Raw genomic sequence first — 19,379 nt, 5'->3', positions numbered from 1 at the left:
TGTATGATGTTTTAATCATCAATCTGCTTTCAGAATCTTTTTAAAGGCATAATAAAAAGACCAGCGAAAACTTCGAACAGTTCTTTTGCCACAAAAAGCGTGAAAAAAACTCCCGAAATAGGCGGTCTTATGACCTCCTTCGCTTTAGCCGACGAAGTTAGCTGACGGGTAGGATGGCGAAAGAGCTGATCTCATCCCTTCTGCAAGGCAGAATTAACCCCAATTGATTGGGTCCTCCGTACTCAATTCCCTTGAGTTTAGGCCGAAATGCATTAAATTGATAAACGTATTCTACTCCCATCATTTAGCAGTTGTAAACCCCTAAATCGTAAAAAAATATTTCTTTAACAAGACTGAAAATTTACGTTTCATTTACATTTTAAAAACGTATTGACAAATATTAGTTAGCACATTATGATAGGTTCGATTAAACGATTATGATAACCGGCACCGATGTACTTTATTCAATACTTTCAAGCGGAACACGCTATTGCCAATCAAAATTTCTAATATATATATATTATGTTTCTTTTGTAAATGATAAAGGAAAAAGCATTGCATTCGTATTTAAAGATTCAAGACATTTTACTAAAAAGGCGGGCAATTATGGAGAAAACGTTCAATAGATATGTTATTAATGCTACAGGCAAGGGTGGCCAGACATATTTAACACAATGCCAGGATAAAGATGCACTAAGGAAATGGATAGCCGATCATGAGGATCAAATCATCATGGATGAGTTAAGGATAACGGATAAGAAAAAGAATCCGTTTTTAAAATTGTTTTCCCTAAGGTAAATCAACTAAAATCCCAACATCATTAGCGGTATTATTCAATTATGAAATCCCTGTGTACTATCCGGGAACGCTGAGCGAAAAATCCATATCTTGTTTTGCTTTTAAACTCATTTATTTAAAAATGAGTTTTTTTGCTATGAAAACCTCTTCCGTTGGAAATATAGAGCGGAGGCCAATTTATTCAGGTTTAAAGGCATGTTGATGGAACATGCCTTTGATGATTCGTTCATTGTATGAATGTACGCAATTGGCTGATGAAGTTCAAGATTTGAAAATGGATTTTCGCCATTTCTTCCGCCGTCTGCTCTTCACAATTTTCCAGCCACTCAGTAATCACCCCTAAAATCGCAGATGTCAGGAAGGCGTGCATATACATGCGGAATGCTTCATCTTTAGCTGCTGGATGCTGGCTGATCAAACGCTCCAACAGTACTTCACCGAATACTCGCTTTATTTTTTTTGCAAAAGAAGGATCGCCCTGATCACCAAGAATGGCCCTCAATGCGTGGGCATGTTCACTGATGAATTGAAAAATCTCTACGAAGGGCGGGTAAAGCTGCTGTTGATGAAGAGCCATAAAAGCCTCTTTCGGCAAAATGGCAGTAATGCGAGTTTGAAGTTCTTTTAACAATTCCTGCTGTAAGTGATCCATCAATTCATATTTATCTGTGTAATGCAAATAGAATGTGCCCCGATTAATGTTGGCGCGCTCTGCAATTTTCTTTACTGATACATGTGAGAACCCTTCTGCTTCTACGAGTGCAATGAAATGATAATGTATCTGCATTTTCGTCTTTTGTACCATATCCTCATGAATCGATGCCATGGAATGTCTCCTTCACTGAACATTTTTCCAAATGTGTTGATTGTATTAGACCAAATGCTGCCTTAGAATGATGATACACTCAACACCGTGTTAATTAAAGAGGGAGGATGTGTGTACATTGGAAAACGCGATTTCCATTGAAGGAATTGCCAAAGGTTTTCATCAGAAAAAGGTCATTCAGCCATTGAGCCTGAGTATTGAAAAAAACGGGATTTTTGGCTTGCTAGGTCCATCCGGATGCGGAAAGACGACCTTGATTAAAATGATTGTCGGATTGATTAAGCCCGATGCGGGTAAAGTCACGGTTCTGGATCATGAAGTGCCAAATCAAGCACTGTTAATGGATGTCGGCTATATGGCACAGTCCGATGCTTTATATACAGAACTGACCGGAGCTGAAAATCTCGAATTTTTTGCGAAGCTATACCGTTTTTCGAAAAAGGAACGAAGGGAACGCATTCAATATGCAGCTGAAATCGTACAGTTGACGAATGACTTGAATGTTCGGGTTGCGCATTATTCCGGGGGAATGAAACGCCGTCTGTCACTGGCGGCGGCACTCATCCAAAATCCGGCGATTCTCATTTTGGATGAACCGACAGTAGGAATAGACCCTTTGCTGAAACAATCGATTTGGCAGGAACTTGAGCGTTTAAGAAACGAAGATCATAAGACGATCATCATCACGACGCATGTGATGGATGAAGCGGAAAGATGCGATAAACTGGCGATGCTGCGTGAAGGTGAAATCATCGCGGCAGGAACCCCGGCAGCTTTAAAAACACAATTTGCCGCGGAAACGCTTGATGATGTTTTTTTAAGGATTGGAGGTGGCCTAAAGTGAGAATGGCCTCTCTAGTTACTCGAATTACCCAGCAGCTGCGCAGGGATCGAAGGACACTCGCTTTATTTTTCCTGGCTCCATTGCTCATTTTAACGCTCATGAATTTTATTTTCGATACAGAAGCAAGTGATTTGAAACTCGTTGTTACAGGCAGTGATGAAACCATGGTCAAAGCATTGAAACAAGCGGATTTTCAAGTAACGGCTGCTGAGGAATTTTCTCAGGAAAAAATGATTGAAAATGATACGGATGGCTGGCTGCAAGTTGAAAATGGCAAAATGAAACTGACACTATTGAACGACGAACCGTCCCGTGCAAAGGCTGTTCAAATGCAAATGCTGCATGCTTTGCAAGGAAATGAAAACAACACGCCTTCAATTGAGGAGCGATATGTATACGGGGATGCCGACACAAAGGGGTTTGATACTTTCAGTCCGATGCTTGTCAGCTTTTTCGTCTTCTTCTTTGTATTTTTAATAGCGGGAATCGCGCTTTTGAAAGAGCGTACAAGTGGTACGCTGGAACGGCTGCTTGCCACCCCGATTAAAAGATACGAAATCGTAGCGGGCTATGTGATCGGATATGGCTTATTTGCTCTCGTTCAAACCATAATTGTCGTCCTATATGCTGTCAATGTATTGGATATCGTCCTTGTTGGCTCCATTTGGCTCGTTTTACTGACGAATATATTGGTCGCGCTCGTTGCATTATCGCTCGGTACATTACTATCTAGTTTCGCGGCATCCGAATTCCAAATGGTACAATTCATACCGCTGGTCATCGTGCCGCAAGTCTTCTTTACAGGGATTTTCCCATTGGATGGCATGTCGGACTGGCTGCAAAAAATCGGCAAGATCATGCCTCTCTATTATGCATCGGATGCCATGAACGGCATTATGTACAAAGGCTTCACGTTCAATGAGGTATTACTGGACCTCCTCATTCTCCTTGCATTTGCAGCCGTTTTTATCACCATCAATATTATTAGTTTAAAAAAGTACCGGGCACTTTAAAATGAACCATCTAAAAAAAGCCGGATTCCTGGAACAAGGGGAACCGGCTTTTTTTGTTTTGCTGGACATACTTTTGAGTTGAAAAGGACTAGGTATTACCATGCCTATACCTTTTTGACCATGACCTTTTCATTGTTATAATCTGATTCGCCATTGAATGCAAAGCCGTATTTCTTATACAAATGAAGGGCGGCCTGATTATCTTCAACTATGCTTAAATAGATTTCAGGACAATCATATTCTTCTATTAATCTTTTTATTAAAGCCTCCAACAAGATATTCCCAAGCCCGAATCCCTGATGTTCAGCGTCAATGAAAAAGCGGTCTAACCACACTCTGCCATTTTCGCCTTCCCCAGGGAAAAAACCATACATCGCAAAACCAACCAAGGTATCATCCGAATAAAGCCCAACCGGTCTGTAATATTTACATTCCTTCGCGTCTTTTAAACATTGCTCAGTCGTTTCGATGTAAGCCTTTTGCTTTTCATTTATTTGCAATTTCAAAATATCCATTACATTTTCGTTCGAGACTTCTTGTATAGTGGTTTTCATCATTTATTTTCCTTCCTCATTTCGCACCTGGTTATCCGTTTTGTTATCATGATATATTAATACACTAAGGTATATGGTTACCATATAGTCAAGAGGAGAGATCGTGATGTCCGATGGAAATGTAGGCAAATATTTTACTACTGGCGAATTCGCCAAATTATGCAATGTAAAAAAACAAACGCTCATTCATTATGATGAGATTGGGCTTCTTACTCCTGATTTAAAAAACGAAAAGGGCTATCGGTATTACTCTTATCAACAATTCGAAGTTTTTTCGGTCATCACGCTTTTAAAAGAATTCAATATGCCTTTGAAAGAGATCAAATGGTTTCTTACCAACAGGTCACCTATGGAACTAATTGAGCTTTTCAAAGAAAAGACCATAGAATTAGAAAAAAAGATAAAGAACCTTCACAGAGTGCAGAAAATCATTGAAACGAAAATATACCTCACTGAAAAAGCGATTTGTATGGATGACTCTCAAATCACCTTGAAACTTCAGGAGGAAGAACAGCTCTTCCTTAGTGAATCCATCCTGAACTCTTCTGATGCCGAATTCTTAAAATCTACATCTGACTTCATTGATTTCTGTAATGAAAATGAATTTTACACAGGATTCCCTATCGGGGCCATGATTAGTAAAGAAAACATCATCGACGGGAATCATGATGACTATTCATTTTTGTACACGAAAGTCATGGGAAAAGCCCCCACGTTCTATTCAAAACCGAAGGGACTCTATGTTATTGCCTATCATAAAGGCAGTTATAAAAATATCTCCGAAACGTACGAAAGAATATTACAATTCATGGCGAGTGAAAACTTGAACCTCAAATCGTTTGCATACGAAGAATACATCTTGGATGAAGTCGCGGTAAAGGGGTATGAAAACTACCTGACGCAAATCATGGTTGAAGTGGAATGAGGCTTGGGAGAGAATCACATAGTTCGGTCGAGGACTAAAACATGCGAATGAATCATTCCAAGCAATCCATTAGCCTTGAAAAGCTGCATCTTGACGAATATACTGGCAGTTTTCTAAATGACAGGTTTATATTCTGCAGTTTGTTGACGGGTTCTTAAAGTTGTCCTAGGATAGAAGGACATGCAAAGATTGGTAAGAAATAGAAGGGGGAGCTATATGTCTCTAAAATCGGTCATGCTTTCCCTATTGCTGTCGCAAGCAGTGTTTTTGTGCGGTTTGCCTTTTTTCCTTCAGCTCCGATTATATTTGAATCCTTTAGTGATCATCGTTGTCTGGTTTTGTATACTTCTTTTCGTTTCGTTTGCAGTTCTTTTTTTTCGAGGTGAAACGGTCCGAATACCGCGCCTTTTGTGGCAGGCAATACTCTTTGGCTACAGTTTATCATTATTGGTTTTGCTGTTCTTTCGACCAGAAGGGCAGGTATATTCGTATAATTTGGTCCCCTTTTCTACGATTCTTTTATATTTATCGAACGATATGAACGGGCTTGTGTCATTTTATAACCTTAGCGCCAATGTGGGGCTGTTCATTCCATTCGGGCTGTATTTGTTGTCGAGGGAAGGGAAAGAACCCTCCGCAAAAAGGAAATTTCTTTATCCATTACTTTCGATTTCGGCCATCGAAATCTGTCAGTTTGTTTTTCGGCGCGGAAGCTTGGATGTCGATGACCTTATCTTGAATATGGTTGGTGTTTATCTGGGGTACGTTCTGTATCCATTGTTCACGAGAGTGGCAGTGTTCCGTCCTGGAAAAGTAAAGGGATGAGAGGCAGTACAAATATTTTAAAGGAAAGGATGTTTTTTCATGTATAGTACGTTAGAAGAATTATCGAGCCATCCGGTGTTTCATTATTTTGCAGCGATATCCGAAATCCCGAGAGGATCGGCTAATGAAAAAGCGATCAGTGACTATTTGGTTCACTTCGCTAAGGATAGGAACCTGGAGGTGATCCAGGATGAAGCGCTGAATGTGATTATCAAAAAGCCTGCCACAATGGGATATGAAAGTGCACCTACCGTCATTATCCAGGGGCATATGGATATGGTTTGCGAAAAGAACAAGGGCACGCTTCATGATTTCGAGAAAGATCCGCTTCAATTAAGGATTGTGGGAGACATGTTGTATGCGACGGACACAACATTGGGGGCGGATAATGGAGTGGCTGTTGCGTATGCTTTGGCATTATTGGATGCAAATGATATTCCGCATCCCTCTCTTGAAATAGTCATAACGACAGAAGAAGAAACGACAATGAACGGTGCACTTGCAGTGGATCCGGCTCACTTCAAGGGGAAAATGATGATCAATATCGATTCGGAGGAAGATGGAAAGCTGCTGGTCAGCTCTGCAGGAGGAATACGCGTGCGGCAGGTCCTGCCAATCGGATGGGAATCGGCTTCAATTGTTGATGCTGTATCTTATAACATCAGGATTAAAGGGCTGAAAGGCGGACACTCCGGTATGTCCATCCATAAGGAAAGAGGGAACTCCAATAAACTTTTGGGCAGAGTATTACATGAATTAACGGCAGATTTCCCTTGCTACATACAGCAAATGAACGGGGGGCTGAAAGGGAATGCCATTCCTCGTGAAGCAGAGGTGACTGTACTGATTCATGCAGAAGATGTTCAGAAGATAATGGAGAGACTTCAACAATGGGAGAATACTTTTAAAAATGAACTGCAATCTTCCGACCCTGAGGTATTGATCAGGTTTGAAAAAATCGAAACGGTTTCTTCAAATGTTTTTTCCAAAGAGACGTTGACTAAAGCCATTACTTCCTTACTGGTAATCCCGCATGGCGTTCAAGGAATGAGCATGGGAATAGAAGGATTAGTGGAAAGTTCGACGAATCTAGGGGTCGTTACAACAAATGAAGCGGAAATGATATTCGAAAGTGAAATCAGGAGTTCGCTCAAAAGCATCAAATATAATATGGTCACGCAAGCAAAGGCGATTGCCGACATGCTTGGGTGCGAGCTATTGGTTGACGCGGATTATCCCGAGTGGCCCTATAATCCTGATTCGAAACTCAAGAAATTATTTGAAGAGACATACAAAGAAAAATATCATGAAGATATTGAAATCATCGCTGTGCATGCAGGGATCGAGTGTGGGGTATTCATAGATAAGATACCAGGGTTGGATACTGTTTCAATCGGGCCGGATATGTTTTCCGTACATACACCTGAAGAACATTTAAGCATCCCGTCGACCATAAACAACTGGGAATACTTTGTTTACACATTAAAGAGAATGAAGGATTTATAAAGGACAGTTGAATTCAATAGATTTAGAGACATCCTATCGTTAATTGATAGGATGTCTTTTTTTTAGTTGATAAAGAATAGACCGTTGATTTCCTCTCCAGGCACTCGCTTTCCGCGGGCGGTCCGGGAGCCTCCTCGGCGTCGCCTGCGGGGTCTCCCCTGGACGCGCATTTCCCGCAGGAGTCTCGCGCCTTCCGTTCCAATCAACTTTGTTTAAAACATTAGATTGAAGTCTTTTTGTCTAAAAACGGGGTTCGGGATGGTCTCATTCCGACGATGATTAAGGCTGGGTCGTTGATTTCCTCTCCAGGCACTCGCTTTCCGCGGGGTCCGGGAGCCTCCTCGGCGCTTTTGCGTCTGTGGGGTCTCCCCTGGACTCGCATTTCCCGCAGGAGTCTCGTACCTTCCATTCCAATCAACAGAGACGTTTGTTTAATGAAAACCGTAGGCTAGTCTCTTCCGAACCAAGTTTTAGACCAGGTTATCCCTGATGTTTTTTTACTGTAACCCTCAATGGATTGAAGAAATTTGCGATACTCCTGCCGAATTACTGGCTAGCCGAGACCCCACAGGCGCTTGCTTTGATGAGGCTGGCAGACAGTCGGCGGAAAGGGAGCGGATTTTTGAAAATCAATCGGAACGTTAAATAAAAAACATGCAGGCTAAATACATTCTGAAAGAAACAGAGGTTTCTTTACAATCGTTATAAAATAATCTATTGTAAAGAAAACCTATCATTCAATCTAAAGTATTGTTCTAAATCATTATGTATAGAGGAAGGTATATGGAAATATGGATGTAAAGTATAGAATGGTCGTAGAACAAATGGAGAAAGAAATAGTAGAAGGAAAATATACATTAAATACTAAGTTACCTACTGAAGAAGAGTTGATGAAGAGGTTCGAGGTCAGCAGGAATACGATTAGAAAAGCGATCAATATATTGGTTGAGCAGGGCTATATCTATCAAGTGCAAGGAAGCGGCATATTCCTAAGGGAATTTACCAGACCGGGCTGCATTTCGATGAGGGATATGAGTGGCTTAACCAAAGTGTTTCCGAATGATGAAATGAAAAGTAAAGTGTTAAAGTTAGAACTGATAGAAGCTGATGAAAAATTGGCCAAACAAATGAAATGTCAGGTAAAAACCAAAATCTATAACCTCAAACGGGTTAGATACTTAAATGGTGCACCCATTGTAATAGAAGAGTCCTTTTTCAATAAAGACATCATCCCCATCTTAAATAAAGAAATCGCAAATGGTTCCATTTATGAATATATTGTCGAGGATTTGAAGTTGAATATCGGATTTGCAGATAAAATCATTTCGTGTGAAAAACTAAATGACGATGATGCCAAGCTTTTGGACTTGCAGCCAGGAGATCCGACCTTAATTGTTGAAAGTACGGTCTTTTTAAAAGCGGGAGCCGTTTTTGATTTATCAATCGAGAAATATAATTATACTACTGCCAAACTGTTAACATTGACTTAAAAAGGTGGTGTGAATTGGAGTTATCAATTCACACCACCTTTTTAAGTCCGCGGTTATGGTTCATTTTTCATTTTTTCCAACTATCCCATAAAACAAAATCTTCATGATATCTTCAGTCAAAGGCAGGATGCTTTGATAAACCTCTTCCCGTTGGATGTATTCATTCAACGCTTTTATATAAAATAAAATCGCTTCATTGGATAAATTCGGGTCGACATATCCTTGTTCCTTCCCTTGGTTAAACAGATCAATGAAGCGTGGCAGAGCCTTTTCTGTATATATTTTTTCCATATAATTGACTCCGGAAGTATATTCCCTCATTAAATATTGATAAAAATCTTCATGAATGTGTTTCGCAGTTTCATTCTTCGTGAACATCAGCTGCTTTATTTTTTCAGGGAAAGCAATGTTGCTTGTAAGTATTTGTTCAAATTCGTCCAAGGCCTTATTTGTATAATGAATAAAAACCTCATGAATCAAGTTATGTTTACTTTCGAAGTAATTATATATCGTTACTTGAGATACATTTGCTTTTTTTGCTATTTCTCCAATAGAAATCTTTTGGACACCGTACTCCATGAATAAAGCTAAGGCAGCCTCTAGTATATTCAGTTTTTTTTGTTCCCTGCGGCGTTGAAATCCGTCCATTTATTTCACCTCAACTTTAGTTTAATTAAAAATATGTAATAGAACAATAAAATAAGTTCATAAACTATTGTCAGGAATTATTATTTTATATATTATGAACTAAATCAATTAAAATATTTCATAATTCTTTCGTATCTAAACCAATGAGGAAGAGGTGGATGAGGAATGTCAGTGTTGAAAACAACGGATTTAACGAAAAAGTTTGGAAAGTTTACCGCTTTAAATGGGGTGAACATTGAAGTGAATAAAGGTGAGGTGTTTGGATTCATCGGTCCTAATGGTGCTGGAAAATCAACAACGATCCGTGTGTTGCTCGGGATTTTAAAAGCGACGGATGGGGAAGCGAAGATTTTTGGCATGGATGCATGGAAAGATGCCGTTGAAATTCACAAGCGGATCGCGTATGTTCCAGGAGATGTAAACCTATGGCCCAACTTAACAGGCGGGGAAGTCATTGACCTATTTGTTGAATTACGCGGGGCAAACAATAAAAGCAGACGTGAAGAACTTATGAAAAGATTCGATTTGGATCCTTCCAAGAAATGCGGGACATATTCAAAAGGGAACCGGCAAAAGGTTGCTTTGATTGCTGCTTTCTCATCTGATGCCGACCTTTATATATTGGATGAACCAACATCAGGTCTAGATCCATTGATGGAAAGGGTTTTCCAGGAATGTGTGATGGACGCGAAAAATGAAGGGAAAAGCATATTGCTTTCCAGTCATATTCTTTCTGAAGTGGAAAGATTATGCGATAAAGTGGGCATCATTCGGCAAGGGCAAATAATTGAAACGGGGACATTGGATGAGTTACGTCATTTAACGAGAACAAGCTTGCTTGTCGAAACGAAGCAGCCTATTCCTGCTTTAGGGAATGTAAACGGAGTTCGGGATATCGTGATGAAAGACCAAGCACTTTCATTCCAAGTGGATACGGATGAATTGGATAATGTCATGAAGTATTTAAGCCAGTTTGGGATTGTTAAATTGGAAAGCGCGCCGCCTACATTGGAGGATTTATTCATGCGCCATTATGAAGGTGTAAGGAAGACTTCTGATTCTGGGGCGGGAGGTGCGTTATAATGGCGAACCAGTCCTATCATAATACAGGAAGACTCTCCCGATTCATCGTACGGCAAGATCGGATTCGGATCCCTGTTTGGATAATTTCCTTATCCGTCCTTTCATGTATGGTTGCGATGGCTTTCACAGATCTGTACCCGACTGGGCTAGAAAGGCAAACCATTGCAGAAACGATGAAGAACCCTGCAATGACTGCGATGGTGGGGAAGGGTTACGGCCTGGATGACTATACAAACGGAGCGATGATGGCGCATCAAATGTTACTGTTAACCGCTATGGCCGTGGGGATAATGAGTATTTTACTTGTTACGCGCCATACACGCACAGATGAAGAGGATGGCCGTATTGAAATGATCCGTTCTTTGCCGGCTGGCCGGTTGGCCAATTTATATGCAACCATTTCCGTATCGTTTGGAACGAATGCATTAATCGCGATAATAATGGGTTTCGGTTTGTATGCTCTGGGAATTGAAAGCATGGATTTGGAAGGTTCCCTTATGTATGGAGCAGCTTTAGGGGCAACAGGTATTTTCTTCTCGGCGATAACGGCATTATTTGCCCAGCTTACGGAGAGTGCGCGAGGTACGATTGGTTATTCCATCACTGTATTGCTTCTCTCCTATCTTATTCGGGCGATTGGGGACGTTAGCAATGAAACCCTTTCCTGGTTTTCTCCATTGGGTTGGGTTCTAGGTTCAGAAGTATATGTGAAAAATTATTGGTGGCCCATCATCCTTACGATCGGTGCGGCAATCACTTTGGTTGCCCTATCTCTATATTTAAATGCCATCAGGGATTTGGAAGCTGGATTCATACCGGCTAAGCCAGGCAGGAAATATGCTTCATCGTTTTTAAAAAGTCCGCTTGGCCTTGCGCTAAGGCTTCAGCGTATAGGATTAATTGCGTGGGCAGCCGGGATGTTCGTTTTGGGAGCATCTTACGGTTCCGTTTTAGGTGATTTGGAATCCTTTTTTGCAAAAAATGAAATGATGGCCGAACTATTGACGCCTGTTGAAGGCTATTCGCTGACAGAACAATTTTTGACGATGTTGATGTCAGTCATCTCCATGATTTGCACCATTCCGCCTTTAATGGCGATGTTAAAGCTTAAAGGGGAAGAAAAAAAGAATCATACTGAACATTTACTGAGCCGCGCTGTATCACGTACAAGGCTTATGGGCAGCTATCTTATCATCTCCGTCATGGCCGGTTTTCTCATGATTACGCTTGCTGCAATCGGTCTTTGGGCAGTCGGGAATTCGGTGATGGATGAAGGGATTGCTTTCGGGACTTTATATAGCGCAGCAATGGTCTACCTGCCTGCAATGTGGATCATGATTGGTCTCGGTGTGCTGTTTATTGGCTTTGCACCGAAATTATCTGGCTTGACTTGGCTTTACTTGACATACTCAATCTTAGTCGTTTATTTAGGGGGAATGCTACAATTTCCGGAATGGATGGGTAAACTAACACCATTTGGCCATATTCCGAAACTTCCTATTGAAGATATGGACTTCATGAAAGTATCCATACTTACCATCATGGCCATCGTATTATTGACTGTTGGCTTTATCGGATATAACAAGCGGGACATCCGGGGTTGACGATTCAACCATGATTCTATTAATCCTGCAAAAAGCCTGATTTCTCGATGTTTCAATGAGAATTCAGGCTTTTATTGGTTTTCAGCGATGGGGCAGCAATAATAGTACACCTAGCGCAATGATGATAAAGAATAGATAGCTTTCGAATTTCTTCGCAGGAATTCGCTTATTCATGAAGATTCCGAGACCTGTCGCCAGTAATATGGCTGGAATGGAATAAACGTAGAGAATTAATGAATCGGCTGTCCACAGTCCGCCTAGCGCATGCCCCGTCACGACAAGGATTCCGGATATAAGAAAATGGGCCTGCAATGTTCCGCGGAATCGATCCGGACTCCATCTTCTTAAAGTTCCATAGACGACGACCGGCACTCCATTAAAGTTATAGGCGCTGCCGAGGACTCCCGACGCGAAACCGAACGGCCATACCCAGCCCTTCGAGGTGAGTAACGGTTTATCCACAGCTTGGAAAAGCTTTTGCTTAAGAAGGGAGTATCCTCCATATGCCATCAAAAAAACACCGAGTGCAGAAGTAATGATCATCGAAGGTGCGTAATGGAGCAAAGCGAGGCCGGCTGGTATGCCGATGACCGTTGCAAGCGCGAGCCTGATTATTACCGAACGTTCGATATGACGCCATCCGCTAACGACGGTTAGTGAGGCAACGGTAAGACCTGCCAACCCAATCAGGGAAACCGAAGTATTAAGCGGAATGTGTAGTAAGGCAAGCAGAGGCATGCTGACTATCGCTTCACCGAACCCGAACATCGTCCGCATCAAGGCGCCGATAAAGACTGCACCAACCACCAATAAGATGCTGCTGATCGTCATCATGTAACCTCCTGAAACAAAAATTCACCTTTCTGTAATTATACCATACCAATCGGGTTTTGGTTTGGGGGAGCCTTGACTTGAAACGGGTTACTTCGGGCTTTTATAGCTATTTGTGACGTGTTTGATATGTGTTTTAATAGAGAGGTACACACTACTTATCTTTGTTTCTTAGGAGTCAGGAATGAGGCTTAAATAACGGGTGTATATTTTGAGATGTTGATTTATTTTGATGTGAGGGTTTTCTAACAGATTAATAGAGGTAACGAAGGATTGTTTGTTACTGGATTCAGGACAGGGCTAATCGGCAGTTACGAATCGGTTGCAATCAAAATCCAGGAACTTCAAGCGATCGGAATCGATAAGATCCTATTAACTTTTCGGAATGCACTACAAGAATTACCGGACTTTTATAAAAACGTAAACAATCGTTTGGAATCAGAGTTCATAAAGAAATAAATATGGACAAGGAATGTTGGGGGAATGGTAAACCACTGAAATAAGAAAGGCTGCCATATGGTAGTCTTTTTCATTTGAACTCTTTAAAAACAAGACTAGATTATCCTTAGTCAATGATCACCAGCTTTGCATGTAACATCTCTCCTGTCTTTGGGGATTTGTTTACCTCTTTTCCTCTATTGAAGTACTCCCTTATTTTTCTAGATAAAGAATCCGGGCCATAATGGGGAACAAAAATGATAAGCAATAATAGCGAAAAACTAAGAAAACTGGAATGTTGAACGCAAAAAACATATTAGGGCCATCCAGGGAATAAAATGAAGGGAATATTTTGAAGGAAAGGGGGGCAGTGCATGTGAAAATCCATGTGGTGAATAGGGGGGATTCTTTGTGGGGAATCTCCCAGCAATATGGTGTCAGTACCAACCGGATTGTTCGGGTCAATGGCCTTGAAAATCCAGATAAGCTGGTGATTGGCCTAGCACTTTTGATTCCTGAACCTTATCTTCAGTACAGGGTTCAGCAAGGGGATACTCTAAATGAAATCGCAAATCAGTTTGGAACTGCGGTACAGGAAATCATGCAATCGAATCGCATCACAAACCCTTCTGCTATCTATCCAGGGCAGAGACTAACCATTCCGGTTATTTATCATACCGTAAGGGAACGGGATACTCTTTATGATATAGCAAGACGTTATGGAACGACCGTTCAAGCCATTATGCAGATGAATCGGATTACAGATCCGTCCAATATTCATATCGGACGGATAATAAGGATTCCCCAAAAACCAAAGCCCATCATTGAGGTAAATGGTTTTACAAACGTTTACGGGCAAGCCGGGGCGGAGCAGGTACGTGATGTAGCCTACGATTTGACCTACGTAAGTCCATTTGGTTATAGAATGAGGAAAGATGGGAGCTTAGAAGTCATGGATGACACCCCGACGATACGGGCGGCACAGGCAACTGGCGTCATACCCATGATGTGCATAACGAATTTTTCCGCCACGGAAGCGGGAACACAGCTTGCGCATACGATACTTTCCGATTCAGGTTTAGTGGAAAAATTATTAACCACCGTCATAAAAACGATGAAAAATAAAGGATACCGTGGATTGAATATCGATTTTGAAAGTGTAGCACCAGAGGACCGTGATTTCTATAATCGCTTTCTCCAAAGAGCTGTGGATCGATTGCATCCTGAGGGCTACTTTGTATCATCCTCCCTTGCCCCAAAAACTAGCGCCAATCAAAAGGGATTATTAGTTGAGGCACATGATTATCCAGTTCACGGACGGCTGCTCGACTTCGTAGTGCTGATGACATATGAATGGGGTTACCGAAAAGGGCCGCCACAGGCAATCTCTCCCATTAATGAAATAAAGCGTGTCCTTGACTATGCCGTAACGGCTATACCAACAAATAAAATCTTCATAGGATTTCAAATTTATGCACGGGACTGGCTTATTCCTCATGAAGAGGGGCAGGAAGCAGAGACTTTCGACATGCAGGAAGCCATCAGGCGCGCCGTCCAATATAATGTAGAAATAAAATATGACGAGACAGCCCAATCACCTTATTATAGGTACAAAGATAATCAGGGACGCACACATGAAGTTTGGTTTGAGGACGCACGCAGTGCTAAAGCAAAATTCGACCTGGTGAAGATTTATAGGTCAAGGGGTCTCAGTTATTGGGTACTTGGTTATCCTTTTCCCCAGAATTGGGAACTGCTTGGGGATACATTTATTGTCCGGAAACGGTAGGATGTTTTTTTACAGCAAGGTGGATCACACATAATTAATATAGTGAGGGGTGGCTTTTTTTATAAAGCTGCCTATTTTAGTTATTTCGAAATGCACTACAAGAATTACCGGTTTTTTATAACAAAGATAAAAATAATTTGGAACCTGAGTCGATAAAGGGGTTTAATCAAGAGTGCCATATTGAAACTTATGAATGATAGAATCCAAAAGGCTGCCATATGGTGGTCTTTTTCATTTTAATGAGATAAAGAGAACTCTTTAAAAACAAGGGAATGATAATTCCCTAAAGGAAATGGGCTCCTCATTGTGGAATTAGGAAACTAGAATATTACTTATTGGAGGCACATTTAATGGAATTAACCATCATTAATACGTTTACAGATCAACCTTTTAAAGGAAACCCTGCTGCTGTCTGCCTTCTTACCGGGGAAAGTGACAGTGAGTGGATGCAGCGAATGGCTAAAGAGATTAATATGCCTGTCACTGCGTTCATTCACCTTCATAAAGCTGAATGGCAGTTGCGTTGGTTCACACCTTCCATTGAAATCCCGATTTGTGGACATGGGACGCTGGCAAGTTCTTTCTTTTTGTGGGGGAAAGGTTACGTGCCAAGAGATCGACCAATTGTCTATCAGACGAAAAGCGGGCTTCTCACTGCAAGGTTCGTTGATGGAATGGTTCAATTGGAGTTCCCGTCATTAATCGAGCAGGAGACTGCTGCCCCTGAATTACTGATAAAAGCTTTAGGGGTTGTGCCTGCGTATGTTGGAAAAAACAAATGGGATTATCTAGTCGAAGTTCAATCAGAGGAAATCGTAAGGAATATAAAGCCGGATATAGATTCCATTGCCCAATTGCCGATTCGGGGTGTCATTGTAACGAGTCAATCGGATAGCGGTGAATATGATTTCGTTTCACGTTTCTTTTCCCCTGCCCAAGGCCTTGACGAAGATCATGTAACGGGTTCGGCCCATTGTTGCCTGGGAACATATTGGAAAAGAAAGCTGGACAAAAGTATTTTCATGGCCTATCAGGCATCGGAAAGAGGAGGACGATTGAAGGTTGAAGTAAAGGCAGACACAGTTAAACTTTCCGGCCATGCCGTGACAATATTCGAAGGGAGCTTAAACATTTAATGCAGGGGGAGGCATGAAAAAACTAGCGATCCCTTCAACTGCAAACCCTCAATGGATTGAAGAAATTTGAGACACTCCTGCCGAATAACCGGCTAGCCTTTGCGCATGCGCGGGGCCTCCCCTGGACGCGTTTTTCCCGCAGGAGTCTCGTACCTTCCATTCCAATCACCTTTGTTTTAAGACTTAGTTGGAATCTCTTTTGGCTACAATTCGGCGCTCCTTCTTAATTAGTGTACAAGAATCGAAATGGCACTATACACTAATAACAAAGCCATGACAACATTAAACTGACTTCTATACTTTGATAAAAACGTTTGGAAAACCGAACCGAACATACTCCAACAGAACGTACTCATAAAACCGACAAAAGCTAGAAATAATGAAAAGAATAGTAAGCTGAAATTTGAAGAGTGGTAAGGCAGGATGAAGGTCGATATGGCCGTGATGCCATAAAGAATGCCTTTTGGATTTATGAATTGCAAAAGCATGCCCGCTAAAAAACTGTTGTTCTTGTCATCATTATCGTCCTTAACTTTATTTGAACTTGAAATGATTTTTATGGCCAGATATAGCATATAGATTGCACCTAGGATAGTCATGATAAATTCAATTTTCGGGATGGAATTTTCAAGCAAAACATTAAAATAACTGCACAATAACATAATTACAAAAAAACCGGCACCTACCCCAAAACAAAATTTAATCGTCTTGTTTAACCCGTACTTGTTTGCAAATAACATTGCCATGATGTTATTTGGACCTGGAGTGAAACTTGTAACGAAAACAAATAACAAAAAAGATAGTAAATGCATGGTTGACTCTCCTTTGTATGCTATAATGACCAAAAGTGACATTATAACGACTTCCTTTTTATTGTACAATGCCGACGTTATATTGTAAATGAGGAGCATTTTTATGGAAGAAATAAATTTTATTATTGCTAACAATTTAAAAGCCATCAGGGAAAGTAAGAAATTAAGTCTTGAAAAGGTTGCAGAATTAACTGGAGTAAGTAAAACGATGATTGGACAAATAGAAAGGGGAGGATCGAGCCCTACGATTACAACCATTTGGAAAATAGCCAATGGATTGAAGATTTCATTTTCTTCATTAATAAATAGCCCGCAGCCGGATACAAAAATCGTTTTAAAAAGTGAAATTCAAACTTTATCTGAAGATAACGGCAAATATCGAGTTTATCCCCACTTCCCCTTTGAAGATGAGAAGCGCTTTGAAGTATATTCAGTCGAGATAGAAAAAGGTGGATTCTTAAGTTCCGATTCGCATAGGGAAGGAACGGAAGAGTACATAACTGTTTTTGAAGGGGAACTGACTGTACGTGTAAATAACGAAGAATATACAGTAAGGAATGGTGATTCTATCAGATTCAAGGCTGACAGACCGCATGCCTACCATAATTCAGGGGAAACAATAACTCGATTAAGCATGATCTTATATTATCCAACCTAAAAAAAAGGGAGTACTGTAGTTCTGTTTATTATATCTTTGCAAAGTAAATATCCCCTATAGATTGACTGGTGGTATGGTCTGCCTGTTGGGGATACTGCTTCAACAAGTTAAAGGCCCAACGATTTGACTTGTTATCAAATTACTAGTAAACTGATGGTGCACCAAAGATGGGAGGTAAGCTTAACATGGATAGACGGGGATTTTCTGATGAGAACAAATTGAGTTTGCTGATTTGGCTGCGAATGGTTCGTTTTTATCAAAGAAGCAATCAGCTTTCGAATGAACACTTACAGCATTTCGGCGTCACTGCTGCACAATTCGATATGTTGGCACAAGTGCTTATCCATCAGCCTGTTTCACAAATCGAATTAGCGGAGCACCTAACGATAAGCCGTGGAGGCGTATCACATATGCTGACAAGGCTGGAAAAAGAGAACTTGATCGTCCGTAATCAACAATGGAAGGTTAAATATATTTCATTAACGGAAAAAGGGAAAGAGTTAATGGAAAAGGTCATGCCTATTCAATCCGATTTCCAAGCTTCATTATTCGATGTATTGGATGATGAAGAAAAGAAGCGCATGCATGAGATGATGATAAAGATTCATAGACATAGTTTACAGAGGGAAGTGCCTAATCCCAGCCAGGACGAATCCTAAGACTGGATCAGGCAGCCATAATGACTATCAGTTTACTAGTAACTTAAGGGAGGAATGGAGTAATGAAAAGTGAATATAATCTTAAACGAGATATTGTCGAAGTGAAAGATGTGAAGCTTCAAAGGTATAGTCCGATTCATACGGCCGGACCAGTCATAGAACCAGGAAACTGGGAAAAGAGTGATCCGTTCCTTTTAATGATGGAGGATAAATTTCAAAAGGGATCATTCGATATCCACCCGCACAGGGGAATCGAAACCGTTACATTCGTCATTGACGGAACGATCGAGCACTATGACAGCCATACCGGGGATGGAGGGATACTTGGACCTGGTGATGTCCAATGGATGACAGCAGGAAGCGGCGTTGTGCATAATGAGGTGCCTTCCGAAGGTGTGACTGCCCATTCCCTTCAACTTTGGGTCAACCTTCCCCGGAGTGAAAAGATGACGACACCAAGATACCAAAACTTAATGGCAAAGGATATGCCGGTAAGAAAAGAAAACGGAGCCCTGATCCGCGTCTTTTCCGGATCATCCAAGGATGTTATCTCGACAACGAAAAACCATGTTCCCGTGACGATGGTGGAGATGGTCCTGGAGCCTGGAGTATCGGTCACACAGAATTTACCAGGAAGCTACAACGGAATCATCTATTTAATAGAAGGAAGCGGAATCTTCGGTAACAACGAAGTGAGAGCCTCAAAGGGACAGGTCTTATGGCTGGGTGCTTGTAAAGAATCAGGGGAAAGTGAAGTTGATATAACGGCGACAGAACCTTTAAGACTTGTTTTATATGCAGGAGAACCTTTAATGGAACCTGTTGTTGCCCGCGGACCGTTTGTCATGAATACTGAAGAGGAAATCGATCAGGCATATCTTGAGTATCGGCAAGGCACTTTCTTGAAGCATTAAGATGGAAAAGGGCATCGTAACTGATG

Annotated in this window: 20 protein-coding genes and 1 riboswitch; of the genes, 15 read left to right on the top strand and 5 right to left on the bottom strand. The window is 41.2% G+C overall.

What is annotated here, in order from left to right:
* Positions 1 to 131 precede the first annotated feature (131 nt).
* Positions 132 to 274: riboswitch (cyclic di-AMP (ydaO/yuaA leader) on the bottom strand.
* A gap of 332 nt (positions 275 to 606) precedes the next feature.
* A complete protein-coding gene (locus tag N0M92_RS07370; protein WP_076370632.1) occupies positions 607 to 798 on the top strand; it encodes a hypothetical protein in 192 nt (63 codons plus the stop codon).
* A 226-nt stretch (positions 799 to 1,024) separates the two neighbouring features.
* Here the strand turns inward: N0M92_RS07370 and N0M92_RS07365 are convergent, their stop codons facing one another.
* Entirely contained in the window at positions 1,025 to 1,624 is a 600-nt protein-coding gene (locus N0M92_RS07365; RefSeq protein WP_260285150.1) for a TetR/AcrR family transcriptional regulator, read from the bottom strand.
* A gap of 118 nt (positions 1,625 to 1,742) precedes the next feature.
* Between N0M92_RS07365 and N0M92_RS07360 the strand changes: the two genes are divergently transcribed.
* Positions 1,743 to 2,468, top strand: coding sequence for an ABC transporter ATP-binding protein (locus N0M92_RS07360; protein ID WP_260285149.1), 726 nt, complete (start codon positions 1,743 to 1,745; stop codon positions 2,466 to 2,468).
* Positions 2,465 to 3,481 (top strand): ABC transporter permease, encoded by a 1,017-nt coding sequence (locus tag N0M92_RS07355; protein WP_260285148.1) that lies wholly within the window; start codon positions 2,465 to 2,467, stop codon positions 3,479 to 3,481. The genes N0M92_RS07360 and N0M92_RS07355 overlap by 4 nt, the downstream gene beginning before the upstream one ends.
* A 104-nt stretch (positions 3,482 to 3,585) precedes the next feature.
* Here N0M92_RS07355 and N0M92_RS07350 read toward each other — a convergent pair whose 3' ends face one another.
* On the bottom strand, positions 3,586 to 4,035 hold the full coding sequence (locus N0M92_RS07350; RefSeq protein ID WP_260285268.1) for a GNAT family N-acetyltransferase: 450 nt from the start codon (positions 4,033 to 4,035) through the stop codon (positions 3,586 to 3,588).
* Between the two features lie 106 nt (positions 4,036 to 4,141).
* Between N0M92_RS07350 and N0M92_RS07345 the strand changes: the two genes are divergently transcribed.
* The 4 genes from N0M92_RS07345 (at position 4,142) to N0M92_RS07330 (ending at position 8,781) form a co-directional block, all read left to right on the top strand.
* Positions 4,142 to 4,960: a MerR family transcriptional regulator gene (locus N0M92_RS07345; protein WP_260285147.1), complete on the top strand. Its 819-nt coding sequence runs from the start codon at positions 4,142 to 4,144 to the stop codon at positions 4,958 to 4,960.
* 216 nt (positions 4,961 to 5,176) lie between these two features.
* Positions 5,177 to 5,785 (top strand): VanZ family protein, encoded by a 609-nt coding sequence (locus N0M92_RS07340; protein WP_260285146.1) that lies wholly within the window; start codon positions 5,177 to 5,179, stop codon positions 5,783 to 5,785.
* Positions 5,786 to 5,824: 39 nt separating this feature from the next.
* Positions 5,825 to 7,291, top strand: coding sequence for an aminoacyl-histidine dipeptidase (locus N0M92_RS07335; RefSeq protein ID WP_260285145.1), 1,467 nt, complete (start codon positions 5,825 to 5,827; stop codon positions 7,289 to 7,291).
* 791 nt (positions 7,292 to 8,082) lie between these two features.
* Positions 8,083 to 8,781 (top strand): GntR family transcriptional regulator, encoded by a 699-nt coding sequence (locus N0M92_RS07330; protein WP_260285144.1) that lies wholly within the window; start codon positions 8,083 to 8,085, stop codon positions 8,779 to 8,781.
* A 60-nt stretch (positions 8,782 to 8,841) separates the two neighbouring features.
* Here N0M92_RS07330 and N0M92_RS07325 read toward each other — a convergent pair whose 3' ends face one another.
* On the bottom strand, positions 8,842 to 9,429 hold the full coding sequence (locus N0M92_RS07325; RefSeq protein WP_260285143.1) for a TetR/AcrR family transcriptional regulator: 588 nt from the start codon (positions 9,427 to 9,429) through the stop codon (positions 8,842 to 8,844).
* Between the two features lie 165 nt (positions 9,430 to 9,594).
* On the opposite strand from N0M92_RS07325, the gene N0M92_RS07320 reads away from it, so the two are divergent.
* Together N0M92_RS07320 and N0M92_RS07315 are read left to right on the top strand one after the other, a co-directional pair.
* Positions 9,595 to 10,512 carry an ABC transporter ATP-binding protein gene (locus N0M92_RS07320; RefSeq protein WP_260285142.1) on the top strand — a complete coding sequence of 306 codons (918 nt, stop codon included), beginning with the start codon at positions 9,595 to 9,597 and terminating at the stop codon, positions 10,510 to 10,512.
* Complete coding sequence (locus N0M92_RS07315) at positions 10,512 to 12,116, top strand: ABC transporter permease (protein ID WP_260285141.1); 1,605 nt, start codon at positions 10,512 to 10,514, stop codon at positions 12,114 to 12,116. The genes N0M92_RS07320 and N0M92_RS07315 overlap by 1 nt, the downstream gene beginning before the upstream one ends.
* A gap of 81 nt (positions 12,117 to 12,197) precedes the next feature.
* Here the strand turns inward: N0M92_RS07315 and N0M92_RS07310 are convergent, their stop codons facing one another.
* Entirely contained in the window at positions 12,198 to 12,950 is a 753-nt protein-coding gene (locus N0M92_RS07310) for a sulfite exporter TauE/SafE family protein (RefSeq protein ID WP_260285140.1), read from the bottom strand.
* Between the two features lie 270 nt (positions 12,951 to 13,220).
* On the opposite strand from N0M92_RS07310, the gene N0M92_RS07305 reads away from it, so the two are divergent.
* From N0M92_RS07305 to N0M92_RS07295, 3 genes are all read left to right on the top strand, one after another.
* A complete protein-coding gene (locus N0M92_RS07305) occupies positions 13,221 to 13,406 on the top strand; it encodes a hypothetical protein (protein ID WP_260285139.1) in 186 nt (61 codons plus the stop codon).
* A gap of 355 nt (positions 13,407 to 13,761) precedes the next feature.
* Complete coding sequence (locus N0M92_RS07300; RefSeq protein WP_260285138.1) at positions 13,762 to 15,174, top strand: LysM peptidoglycan-binding domain-containing protein; 1,413 nt, start codon at positions 13,762 to 13,764, stop codon at positions 15,172 to 15,174.
* 350 nt (positions 15,175 to 15,524) lie between these two features.
* Positions 15,525 to 16,310 carry a PhzF family phenazine biosynthesis protein gene (locus tag N0M92_RS07295; protein WP_260285137.1) on the top strand — a complete coding sequence of 262 codons (786 nt, stop codon included), beginning with the start codon at positions 15,525 to 15,527 and terminating at the stop codon, positions 16,308 to 16,310.
* Between the two features lie 227 nt (positions 16,311 to 16,537).
* On the opposite strand, the gene N0M92_RS07290 is transcribed toward N0M92_RS07295, so the two are convergent.
* Positions 16,538 to 17,122 (bottom strand): LysE family transporter, encoded by a 585-nt coding sequence (locus N0M92_RS07290; RefSeq protein WP_260285136.1) that lies wholly within the window; start codon positions 17,120 to 17,122, stop codon positions 16,538 to 16,540.
* Positions 17,123 to 17,225: 103 nt separating this feature from the next.
* On the opposite strand from N0M92_RS07290, the gene N0M92_RS07285 reads away from it, so the two are divergent.
* From N0M92_RS07285 to N0M92_RS07275, 3 genes are all read left to right on the top strand, one after another.
* Entirely contained in the window at positions 17,226 to 17,780 is a 555-nt protein-coding gene (locus N0M92_RS07285; protein ID WP_214793534.1) for a helix-turn-helix domain-containing protein, read from the top strand.
* Between the two features lie 185 nt (positions 17,781 to 17,965).
* Entirely contained in the window at positions 17,966 to 18,439 is a 474-nt protein-coding gene (locus N0M92_RS07280) for a MarR family winged helix-turn-helix transcriptional regulator (protein WP_260285135.1), read from the top strand.
* A gap of 62 nt (positions 18,440 to 18,501) precedes the next feature.
* Positions 18,502 to 19,353 carry a pirin family protein gene (locus N0M92_RS07275; protein WP_260285134.1) on the top strand — a complete coding sequence of 284 codons (852 nt, stop codon included), beginning with the start codon at positions 18,502 to 18,504 and terminating at the stop codon, positions 19,351 to 19,353.
* Positions 19,354 to 19,379 lie beyond the last annotated feature (26 nt).

It is taken from the genome of Peribacillus aracenensis, assembly GCF_025175645.1.
GTDB lineage: Bacteria > Bacillota > Bacilli > Bacillales > DSM-1321 > Peribacillus > Peribacillus aracenensis.
This window is presented reverse-complemented; position numbering and strand designations above follow the sequence as displayed.